At 45.2% G+C, this 10,203-nt stretch carries 11 protein-coding genes; 4 read left to right on the forward strand and 7 right to left on the reverse strand.

The features are described from left to right. Positions 1–43: 43 nt before the first annotated feature. Together rlmF and R8O10_RS21640 are read right to left on the reverse strand one after the other, a co-directional pair. Positions 44–1,171, reverse strand: coding sequence for a 23S rRNA (adenine(1618)-N(6))-methyltransferase RlmF (gene rlmF / locus R8O10_RS21635; RefSeq protein WP_318191719.1), 1,128 nt, complete (start codon positions 1,169–1,171; stop codon positions 44–46). Further along, positions 1,158–1,673, reverse strand: a complete 516-nt coding sequence (locus R8O10_RS21640) for a M48 family metallopeptidase (RefSeq protein WP_054574069.1) — start codon at positions 1,671–1,673, stop codon at positions 1,158–1,160. The genes rlmF and R8O10_RS21640 overlap by 14 nt, the downstream gene beginning before the upstream one ends. A 138-nt stretch (positions 1,674–1,811) precedes the next feature. On the opposite strand from R8O10_RS21640, the gene R8O10_RS21645 reads away from it, so the two are divergent. Then, positions 1,812–2,042, forward strand: a complete 231-nt coding sequence (locus tag R8O10_RS21645) for a glutaredoxin family protein (RefSeq protein WP_005377871.1) — start codon at positions 1,812–1,814, stop codon at positions 2,040–2,042. 27 nt (positions 2,043–2,069) lie between these two features. Here R8O10_RS21645 and R8O10_RS21650 read toward each other — a convergent pair whose 3' ends face one another. Next, the gene (locus R8O10_RS21650) at positions 2,070–2,939 is read right to left on the reverse strand and encodes a LysR family transcriptional regulator (RefSeq protein WP_182016179.1); all 870 of its coding nucleotides are present in this window, start codon (positions 2,937–2,939) and stop codon (positions 2,070–2,072) included. 106 nt (positions 2,940–3,045) lie between these two features. On the opposite strand from R8O10_RS21650, the gene R8O10_RS21655 reads away from it, so the two are divergent. From R8O10_RS21655 to R8O10_RS21665, 3 genes are all read left to right on the forward strand, one after another. Beyond that, positions 3,046–4,269: an MFS transporter gene (locus tag R8O10_RS21655; protein WP_318191720.1), complete on the forward strand. Its 1,224-nt coding sequence runs from the start codon at positions 3,046–3,048 to the stop codon at positions 4,267–4,269. Positions 4,270–4,358: 89 nt separating this feature from the next. Further along, on the forward strand, positions 4,359–4,931 hold the full coding sequence (locus tag R8O10_RS21660) for a DUF1415 domain-containing protein (protein ID WP_115385896.1): 573 nt from the start codon (positions 4,359–4,361) through the stop codon (positions 4,929–4,931). Positions 4,932–5,040: 109 nt separating this feature from the next. Beyond that, on the forward strand, positions 5,041–5,616 hold the full coding sequence (locus R8O10_RS21665; RefSeq protein WP_318191721.1) for a nucleoside triphosphate pyrophosphohydrolase family protein: 576 nt from the start codon (positions 5,041–5,043) through the stop codon (positions 5,614–5,616). Positions 5,617–5,685: 69 nt separating this feature from the next. On the opposite strand, the gene btuD is transcribed toward R8O10_RS21665, so the two are convergent. From btuD to R8O10_RS21685, 4 genes are all read right to left on the reverse strand, one after another. Further along, on the reverse strand, positions 5,686–6,453 hold the full coding sequence (gene btuD, locus R8O10_RS21670; RefSeq protein WP_080960060.1) for a vitamin B12 ABC transporter ATP-binding protein BtuD: 768 nt from the start codon (positions 6,451–6,453) through the stop codon (positions 5,686–5,688). Then, complete coding sequence (gene btuC, locus R8O10_RS21675; protein ID WP_054576447.1) at positions 6,440–7,435, reverse strand: vitamin B12 ABC transporter permease BtuC; 996 nt, start codon at positions 7,433–7,435, stop codon at positions 6,440–6,442. The genes btuD and btuC overlap by 14 nt, the downstream gene beginning before the upstream one ends. A gap of 82 nt (positions 7,436–7,517) precedes the next feature. Further along, positions 7,518–8,546, reverse strand: a complete 1,029-nt coding sequence (locus R8O10_RS21680; protein ID WP_017820882.1) for a succinylglutamate desuccinylase — start codon at positions 8,544–8,546, stop codon at positions 7,518–7,520. Between the two features lie 274 nt (positions 8,547–8,820). Next, positions 8,821–10,203, reverse strand: a 1,383-nt coding sequence (locus tag R8O10_RS21685) for a M3 family oligoendopeptidase (RefSeq protein ID WP_318191722.1), incomplete at its 5' end; no start/stop codon positions are given.

Consider the following 10,203-nt stretch of genomic DNA (forward strand, 5'->3'; position numbering starts at 1 on the left):
CAGCGGGCTTTCTACTTTATTGTTCAGTGTGAAACGGTCAACGTTACTTTAGTTCAATCCATGCTTTGCGCTGTTGCTTATCCATGTATGACCAAGCTACAAAGCGGCTCACTTTCTGCCCTTGACTCATTTCAACCACACGAATGGCCTTCACACCCAATTTTTCAAGCTGCTTGCGCATCGGGCGAACGTTGTCTTTTTTGGATATAAGTGTCGTAAACCACAAGACCTGTGCGGCAAAAGCTTGGCTTTCATTCGCCATTTTTCGGATAAACGCCGCTTCTCCGCCTTCACACCACAATTCAGCGTTTTGACCGCCAAAATTCAACGCAGGCTTACTTGTCTTTACTTGTGCGGTTTGAGGTTTTAGCCCTTTCTTACGCTGGTTTGCTTTTAGATTATCGATTTTACGCTGGCTGCCCATAGCGGCATCTTCCGCCGAACGGTGGAATGGCGGATTACATGTCGTCACATCATAACGATCATTCGGTTGAATGATACCTCGATAAATATTGGCATCATTGTGTTGCTGTATTAGTGCAATTTTTCCCGTCAAAACACGATTGTGCTCTACGATCGTTTGAGCCGATTGGATGGATTTTGGATCGACATCGCTGCCCGTATAGTGCCAACCGTATTTTGTTACACCAACAATCGGATAAATACAGTTTGCTCCCACGCCAATGTCCAACGCTTTCACTTTTTGGTGCGTGTACTGACCTTTTACTTCACCATCAAGTAGCTCTGCCACTCGGTGAATGTAATCAGCGCGGCCCGGAATCGGTGGGCAAAGGTAGGTGTCGGGAATGTCCCAGAACTTGATACCATAATACGCAGCAAGCAATGCTTTATTGAGCATTTTAACAGCGTTAGGATCAGAGAAGTTTATGGAGTCTTCCCCTTTCGGATTTTTGATAACGAATGGCTTTAACTGTGGTTCACTTTCCATGAGTTTTTTAAAATCGTAACGACCTCGATGAACATTACGCTCATGCAAACCATTCTTCGCTATTTTTATGAACTCGACTTCGCTCTTTCCTGCAGGCTGCGGAGATTTGCGCGCAACTTTGTCTTTAACACGCTTCGGCTTGGCTTTATTCGCGTCTGTATTCTGAGCCGCCTTTGAAGCCTTTGGCTTTGCTTGCTTCGCGTTGTGATTATTGTTCTTCATTCAAATTCGCTTTTAAATCGAGGTAAATCATAAACAAACGAGCATCAAATTCGAGTTGGTGATACTCAGGCTCCATGTAGCAACATAGCTGATAGAACGCCTTGTCGTGGTTTTTCTCACGAGTATGCGCCAACTCATGTACCACCAGCATTCTTAATAGTGGCTCGGGCGCATCCTTAAATACATTGGCAATGCGAATCTCGTTTTTCGACTTCAGCTTACCGCCATGGTTTCTACTGATAACACTGTGCAAACCAAGCGCATTGTTTACCGCATGAATTTTCTTATCGTAGACAACTTTACTGATTGGCGCGGCTTTCTTCATGTAGCAGTTTTTGATTGCCATGGCGTACTCATAGAGCGCCCTTTCGCTTTTGATTTGGTGCCTATCGGGATAACGCTTTTCGAACCAAGGAACAAACTTGCCACTCGTTATCAATGAGCTCACCTGCTCTACGATGTTTTGTGGGTAGCCTTGAATGTATCGAAGTGACGGATGCATAGAGTTAACGTCTGTTATGACAAAATAAAGGCGCTCAATATACCTGAGATAAAGGACAGTTTCACCTTAGCTTTCGCCTTTCATTTATGACGAAAGGCCGTTAAACTTCGCCTCCCAATGATAATGGAGAGAAATTCAATGAAACGTGTCGTCCTTTACGTCAAAGACAAATGCCCTCACTGCAAAGATGCTCAACGTTATCTGGATTCGAAAAATATTAACTATCGTTTGTGCAATGCTAAGATGCAACGCGGTCGCAAAGAACTTGATGCGCTTGGTGCTCGTTCAGTGCCAGTTTTAAAAATTGGTGATCGGGTAATGATTGGCTGGAACCCAAAGAACTTCGAGAAGATGTACAAAGGCGACTAGTGCTCGGACGATGAATCTGCGCTGCGTTTAAACGTAGCGCTTGATAAAGTCGATAAACGTTCGATCTGCTATTGATAAGTACCCCTGCTTGCGCCAAGCAAGTGCCAGATCCAGCGTCACTGGTGGTTCAAACGGCACGCCAACAACGCCTGACTCATGTTGGGTCACCAATTCCAGTAACGCGGTAATCGCAAACTCTTGTTTCACAATACTCAAAATCAAAGGCAGTAAGTTGGTCTCGAATGATGACTTCATGGTAAACCCATGCTCCTCACTCACCTGATCCAAAAATTCGCGGTGAAAATAGCCATGCTGAAACATAACCAAATCGTGTTCAAAGAACTCATCAAAAGTAAGAGCGTGTCGCTGGGCTAACTCATGCTCAGGTGAAACAACTGCGACCATTTGGCTAGTAAACAAATGGTCAGTTTCTAGGTCATCAGGCACGTTATCACAACTGATCACACCGATATCGAGTTGACCATTGAGCAGCATACGACGAATCGATTGAGTCCCAGCTTCGACCAAGGTCAATTTTAACTCCGGGAATTGGCTTTTAAACGCCATCACAATTCGTGGAAAGAAATAACTGCCCATCATTGATGGCGTTCCGAGTCGTACTTCTCCTTTCGCTAAGCCTTTCAACTCATCAATCGCGAGCTGCGCGTCGTGCAACTGTTGAATCACCCGCTTGGCATGTATAAGTAGCGTTTCGCCCTCTTTCGTTAAGCTGATTTTTTTATCATCACGGCGAAATAAGGTAACGCCCAAAGACTGCTCAAACTTTTTGATAGAAATGCTTAATGCGGGCTGGGCAATATGCAGGGCTTTCGCCGCATGGGTAATGTTTCCATGTTCAGCGACCGCCAGAAAATGTTTAAGTTGTTTCGATTCCATTAGATCAAAAATATATGGTGTCCATATTTTTAATATATTTTTTTAATTTACAACGAACTGATAGATTGATCACAGTCTCTCCATTTGCTCACATTAGGCAGGATTCATGGTCAGTTTTGGCACACCGGAATACAAACGCATTACGCTCTCGCTAGCGCTTGGTTCCTTCTTGGTTTTTTCAAATTTATACCTACTACAGCCAATGCTGCCCACTTTTGCCCAAATTTTCACGATCTCAGAAACGCAAGTGAACTGGTTATTTGCGGCCTCAACACTCGCTCTCTCTTTTAGCCTCGTTCCGATGGCTGTGTTGTCAGAATCAGTGGGACGAAAGCCAGTCATGATGGCTGGTCTGTTTTCGATTCCTACCCTTTCCGCTTTGATGCTATTTGGTGACTCATTTCTGTTTTTGGTGGTATGTCGAGCACTGATCGGTGTCGCGCTCGCCGCTTTTGCTGCGGTCGCCGTGGCTTACATGGCAGAAGAGCTCGACAAGCACGCTTTCTCGATGGCAATTGGAACGTACATTGCGGCTAACTCATTAGGCGGTATTGCAGGACGTATTAGCGGCGGCTTATTGGCGGACAATTTCAATGTTGATGTTGCCATTGAAGTTATGATGGTGTTCACTCTTCTTGGTGTCATTGGCGTTCACTATTTATTGCCAACACAGCGCAACTTCACCCCGTCATCAAGCAGCTTGCGCCATCAAAATCGTGCGCTTATTGGTCATTTTAAAAACCAACGCGTGTGGTTCGCGATGCTGATAGGAGGACTCAACTTTGCTTTGTTCGTCAACCTTTACTCCGTAATGGGGTTCCGTCTGGTGAGTGAACCTCACAATGTGCCCGTCGGGTTGGCCTCACTGATCTTTATTTGTTACTTGGGAGGAACTTTCTCCTCTCGTTGCGCAGGCCACTGGAGTAAACGTTATTCATCAATCCTCGGCATGTTCTTGGGCGCGATAGTGAGCATGACGGGGATGTGGATTGCGGCGGTTGAAAGCTTGACTGCAATGCTATTTGGGTTGTTGCTGATAAGTTTTGGTGCCTTCTTTACTCATACCCTCGCCTACGGTTGGGTCGGTCAGAACGCCACTCGCGCCAAAGCCACCGCAACAGCGCTCTACTTAGTACACTACTACGTAGGCGGTAGTTTGGGAGGATTCATACTTCTTTATTGTTGGCAGCATGGTGGTTGGTCGAGTGTTCTTATGGGGGGAAGCGCCGTCTACCTAGCGATGTTTGCTGCGATTGCGTATTTGAAACACATTGCCGAAAGAAAGCATACTGACCAAACACCTGACGCTGCGAGTTTAAAGAGTAGCTAAGGTACGCTCATTTGCGTAATACCTCTCTGGTTACTTGGATAACCAACTCTGCTATGCTTGCGCTACTTTAATAAAAACCAGAAAGTCGTATGTCAACGCGTTCAACACAAAACACAGATATCGAAGCGATCACTCAACAGGTCGATCAATGGCTCAACGACGTGGTAATCGGACTCAACCTTTGTCCGTTTGCTGCCAAGCCGCAACGTAATAAACAAATCAAAATCTTTGTTAGTGAAGCGACTCAAGAAGAAACGCTTCTTGAAGATATTTTATTGCAACTGATTGAGCTGAGTAACACAGAGCCCGAACAACTTGAGACCACGTTGGTTGTGGTTCCCAACATGCTACAAGATTTCTGGGACTACAACTTTTGCATAGATTGGGTTGAAGGATTAATTAAGCAGCAAAACTGGGAAGGTATTTTCCAAGTAGCGACTTTCCATCCTGATTACTGTTTTGGCGGCGCAAGGCCTGAAGACGACGAAAACCTAACCAATCGTTCTCCTTACCCAATCTTCCATTTGATTCGCGAAGAGAGTATGGAAAAGGTACTAAAACACTATCCTGATCCTGAATCCATTCCCGATACGAACATCGCTCGTGTTTCCTCCCTTTCAGAGGAAGAACGTAAAAAGCTGTTCCCTTACCTATTTCGTTAAGCACCACCATTCCCAAAGGCAGATTTATCACCAGTTAGATGCAATGCCCTTGGGGTTCAAAGTGCGGTTTGGTATCATTGCCGCTTCAATCGATTCAATGGAAATTAGAATGCAACTGTCAAAGCTAACCCAAGAGATTTTTGATCACTTATACCGTGATATCACCGAGTTCCGTAGTACGTTCGACTTACCAGTCGCAGACGCTGCAAGCCTTGATGCACAAGCAGATACACTACACACCTCTTTGGCGATCGAAGAGCTAACAGAGCTAGCAGAAGCAGATTGTAAAACTGAGCAAGCAGATGCCATCGTAGACAGCGTGTATGTATTAATGGGCCGTCTCGTTCATCTTGGCCACAGCAAAGTAGAAGACAACCTGGCGATCAGCTACTTAATTGATCTTCTATTAAACGTTGCGGTAAACCGTGGTATCGAGTTTATTCCTTGCTGGGATGAAGTACATTCAAGCAACATGAGCAAAGTATGCCGTAACGAGCAAGAGTACTCAGAAACAGAAGCATTCTACGCAGAACAAGGCATCAAGTTGATGGCGGTGCAGAAAGGTGAACACATCATCGCGAAATGCGCCGAAGATTTCGTATCGGAAGGTAAAACCATTCGTAAAGGCAAAGTACTCAAATCTGTTTACTACCGCCCAGCAGATCTAAAACCGTTAACTCAATAAGCGTTGAGTTTGGCTATCTCGATTAAAAAAACGACCTCAAGTAGGTCGTTTTTTTATTGTCCCTAAATACTAATCAAAGATTAAATAAGGTTGCTCATCTACGATGACCTTTTTGACTTGAGTATTGAACACTTCCCCGAGAGCTTCTTCCGTTAGCACAGTATCGGCATTTCCTGATGAGTGCAGCACACCGTTGTTAAGCAGCAATACTTTATCTGCGTGCTTTAATGTGCGATTGAGATCGTGATTAGCAACTAATACTCCAATTCCCTGCGCCGCCATAGCGTTAATCAATTGATAGAGCAGACCCTCTTGCGCAATATCTAACGGTGCTGCTGGCTCATCCAAAATTAAAAACTGCGAAAAAGGATTAATGGTACGCCACACCTGCAAACATACACCTGCTAATCGGACACGCTGCCACTCACCACCGGATAATGTTTGAATACTGCGATGAAGCTTATCTTGCAGTTGTACCAGCTCCACCACCATATTGACGGCATCACGCACTTTGATATCCGCAATCTCAGCACCACTTGGCAGAGATAAAGCGAGATACTGAAACACATCAACATTAAACGCTGGGCGCGATTGCTGACACAAATAACCTCGAACATGAGCTTGCTCTGACAACGGTAAAGTAAGCAAGTTTTTGTTGCCAACGTACACTTCACCACTCATACCGTCTCGGTGACTTAACGTACCAGAAATCGCAGCCAATAAAGTACTCTTACCGGAACCATTAGGCCCAACGATATGTACGATTTCGCCAGCTTTGCATTCAAAAGAAAGAGGCAATAATCGACTACCAACCGACATATGTTTAACGTGCATCATGACTCTTCACCAGCATCCAGATGAAAATAGGTGCGCCAATCGATGTTGTCATGACACCTAAAGGTAACTCTGCGGAGTCCAATAACAGTCTTGCGCCGATGTCAGCAAATACAAGCAACGCAGCACCAGATATTGCAGAAAGTGGCAATAAATAACGGTTTTCCGTACCAAAAGCCAAACGCAACAAGTGCGGCACCACCAAACCAACAAAACTGATGATGCCACCCAAAGCGACTGAACTACCCACCAAAACAGAAATGGCGAGGATCAATTTCCAACGCATTTGATGCACATCGACACCCAATTGGGTCGCATGAATCTCACCCAGCATCAATTTATCAAGCGACTTGCCTTTACAACATAACCAGATGAGCACCGGTAACATCACCAAAGTAACGGTATGTTGATACCAACTTGCACCGCCAATACTACCCATTAACCAATACATCAGTTGGCGTAAACTGAGATCATCACTAAAGTAAAATGCCCACGTCACAATCGCGCTCGATAAAATACCCAATGCGACCCCAACCAAAAGCAATCGAGCCGTCGTCAGGTCCATTGCCCTTGCTATCGCCACCAAAACAAACGTGAATACCATCGAGCCTGCAATCGCTGCCAACATAAAAACAATCGGGGTAGGAAGAACAGGTGACGCGAACATGATTAAGACCATTGCTAAGCTTGCACCACCAGAGATACCAAGCACGCCAGGTTCAGCCAACACGTTCCCAAGCAACACTTGTAACGTCGCGCCAGATACCGCTAACGCAGCACCAATAATTGCCGCAGACACTAACCTCGGTAAACGCAAGTCCACCAATAACTTCTGTTCAAATGCAGATAAGGATTGAAAAGGAGAAAGGAAAATTTCTCCGACCATCAAGTGAATGGCAGAGAGTACAGCGAGCACGATCGACATAACCATCAGGTTACGTTGCCAGCGTCGCTCCTTGTTCAGGATAAGTTGTTGAAAATCCATAGCAGCCGATAAAAACAGACGAGGCTTAACCTTACAGTTAAGCCTCGGTAAATTGCAATTAACTTCTCAAAGCAATGTTGGATTAATCGTAAACCAACTCACCCTCTTCAAAACGGGTTTTCACTTCACAAACCATCAGAGCTGCGCGTTGACCTATTGCGACGTGGCGGTTTGGGAAGACAATCGCTTCGTTTTCGTTCTTTGCCATTAATGGTTTGTCGCCATCATGACCAAACACTTCGCCGTGAACAAATGAGGTGAAGTTTTCAACATTGTCGTCGAACATAAAGTCAAAGTCTTCGTTCAAACGAACGATTGTGCGACTTACGCGATACTTAATGCATGGTTTTGGTAGGTGTTCTGGCTTCGTTTCCGCAATCAAATTACGTAAAGACAAATCAAACGCGGTCAGTTTATCGAGGTCATTTTCACCAATACGAGCCACACGTCCAAGCTCCATCGTGAGAGCCTGCGCACCAAAGTTCTCAGCACTGTACCAGCTAAACGTACTCGATGGTGAGTTTGACAGGAGCACAGCTTCAATGTGTGCACTGTCCAAGAAATCGATCAATGCCTTGCTGCGCACTGGATGACGAGTCTTAGGACTTACTGCAAACGTATAGTGCTTCGAGCCTCTAATCGCGCAGTGTAAATCAAGGTGCCAGCGTGTTGTCGGGTCGGTATCCTGATAAAAATCTCGAACAAGCAGCTTAAGTGTATCGGCGATAACAAGCTCTTTTGTCTGTTTGTGTTCTTTTTCGTCAAACAGACGGTTGAGGTTTTCTTCGAGGAATCGCGTGTGCGCCAGAGTGGATTCTGGGTGAGCGATAATGAACAGACAACGGGTATCGACCGTCTGGAACCCAGATTCTATGTCTTGAATAATGGAATCCACCAGCTCCATCGGTGCGGTTTCATCTCCGTGAACTCCACAAGAGATGATGATGTTCTTCGTATCCTGAGTATAATTCGCAGGGATTACTTCTAATACACCACGCTGATAGAGTTTAAGTTTTACACCGCTAGAAAGCACCTGCTCCGCTGGTGCAACATCAATATGAACATCTAACGTGTCAGTTAAAAACGATTGGCGAAAGAGAGACTTCGTCATGCGTTACTCCTTAATAGCACGGCGGATATGTTAATAAATTGTACAAAGGATTTTTGTTGCTGCGATCTCACTTATGAGTAGAAATCACTATTTCCCTCGAAAATCCGATGCCTTTTCGCGCCAGGCACTCAAATCAAGCATTGAGGCGTTTAATTTTCAAACAATTACAAAGTGTTAGGGCTGTGAACTTTACCACAGCCCTGATTAAGATCATTATGATTTGATCAAATTTTTGTAGCTATAAAGCAGATTATGCATCAACACTGCGAAAAACTTAGCCGCGCTGTACGAGCAAACGCTCAAACTCATCGACTTTTTCACGCACTAGCTCAACACTCTGCTGCCAAAACGTTGGCTGGGTTAAATCCATAGACAGATGCTTTTCGACGACATCTTCCGCCATCATGCAGCCTGTATCGCGCAGCAAATTGATGTAATCGGTGTAAAACGCTTCGCCTTTGGTTTCTCGCTGTGCATAGATACCCTTGCTAAACAAGAAGCCAAATAGGTATGGGTAGTTATAAAAGCTCACGCTATCAATAGAAAAGTGCAGCTTGCTTGCCCAGAAGTACGGATCCGGTTCGCTCATTACGTCGCCATACCATTCTTTCCAAGTTTCTGACATCAACTCACAGAAATCATCTGCGGTTAACTCTCCATCCTGGCGGCGTTCATAAAACGATTTTTCAAACTCGTAGCGAACCGGAATGTTGATCATTAAAGCTAGCGCAGATGACAACTCTTCCCACAACATCTCGAGCTTTTCATCAACGCTCTCAGCTTTCGAAATCAAATGATCACGAACGATGTTTTCTGCAAAGATAGAGGCGGTTTCTGCTAACGTCATTGGGTAGTAAGTTTGGCAAAGTGGCAAATCACGAATAACCCAGTTATGGAACGCATGGCCAAGTTCATGTGCCAGAGTCATAAGGTCTGAACGGCTGCCACTCCAAGTCATAAACACAAGTGGTGTTCGCGTTGCTGGCAGTTTGGTGCAGTATGCGCCAAGACGCTTGTTAGCATTTGGCGCGGCATCAATCCAACCATTTTGTACCATCAAACGGACAAACTCCGACATCTCAGGGTTTACTGTTTCAAATGCTTCACAAATAACATCAATCGCTTCATCAAAGTCGTAAACCTTCGCTTCACCGCTCAAAGCAGGCATAGCCGCCAGATGATTCCAAGGTTTCATCTCATCCAGACCATGTACTTGCGCCATCAATAAACCTGCTTTCTGACCAATAGCTCGACTGTCTTTGGCTACTGTCATCATCGCATTTAAAGTTTCAGCTTGGATTCGGCTACCATGCAAACTCGGCTCTAGGAAGTGAACTTCACGCTTCGTAGAACGCTTTTTGTTTTCAGTTAAGCGCCATCCTGCTAACGCATTCAAAATCGCAGCGAATGATTCTTGGTGCGTTTGCATTGCATCTTGTACGCCACGCCACGCGGCTTCTTGACGCTCGAATTCAGAACCATAAAGAATGCTTGCCGCTTGAGAAAATCCAAGCTCTTCACTATTACCATCTGTGTACTCAAGCTTCACTTTCAATGAGCCAGTCAGGTTATCGTATAGGTTGTCGAGTAGACGACACTTGTTACCAAGTGCCGTCCCTCTAAGAACCCAGCGTGCAACTTTCACCGCACTAGGCTC

The organism is Vibrio sp. 1727 (assembly GCF_033344415.1).
GTDB lineage: Bacteria > Pseudomonadota > Gammaproteobacteria > Enterobacterales > Vibrionaceae > Vibrio > Vibrio alginolyticus.

Bases quoted from the DNA above. Each gene is read 5' to 3' on its own strand.
- R8O10_RS21645 (WP_005377871.1), top strand. From the start codon at position 1,812: ATGAAACGTGTCGTCCTTTACGTCAAAGACAAATGCCCTCACTGCAAA.
- R8O10_RS21665 (WP_318191721.1), top strand. From the start codon at position 5,041: ATGCAACTGTCAAAGCTAACCCAAGAGATTTTTGATCACTTATACCGT.
- R8O10_RS21680 (WP_017820882.1), bottom strand. From the start codon at position 8,546: ATGACGAAGTCTCTCTTTCGCCAATCGTTTTTAACTGACACGTTAGAT.
- R8O10_RS21655 (WP_318191720.1), top strand. From the start codon at position 3,046: ATGGTCAGTTTTGGCACACCGGAATACAAACGCATTACGCTCTCGCTA.
- R8O10_RS21640 (WP_054574069.1), bottom strand. From the start codon at position 1,673: ATGCATCCGTCACTTCGATACATTCAAGGCTACCCACAAAACATCGTA.
- btuC (WP_054576447.1), bottom strand. From the start codon at position 7,435: ATGGATTTTCAACAACTTATCCTGAACAAGGAGCGACGCTGGCAACGT.
- R8O10_RS21650 (WP_182016179.1), bottom strand. From the start codon at position 2,939: ATGGAATCGAAACAACTTAAACATTTTCTGGCGGTCGCTGAACATGGA.
- rlmF (WP_318191719.1), bottom strand. From the start codon at position 1,171: ATGAAGAACAATAATCACAACGCGAAGCAAGCAAAGCCAAAGGCTTCA.
- R8O10_RS21660 (WP_115385896.1), top strand. From the start codon at position 4,359: ATGTCAACGCGTTCAACACAAAACACAGATATCGAAGCGATCACTCAA.
- btuD (WP_080960060.1), bottom strand. From the start codon at position 6,453: ATGATGCACGTTAAACATATGTCGGTTGGTAGTCGATTATTGCCTCTT.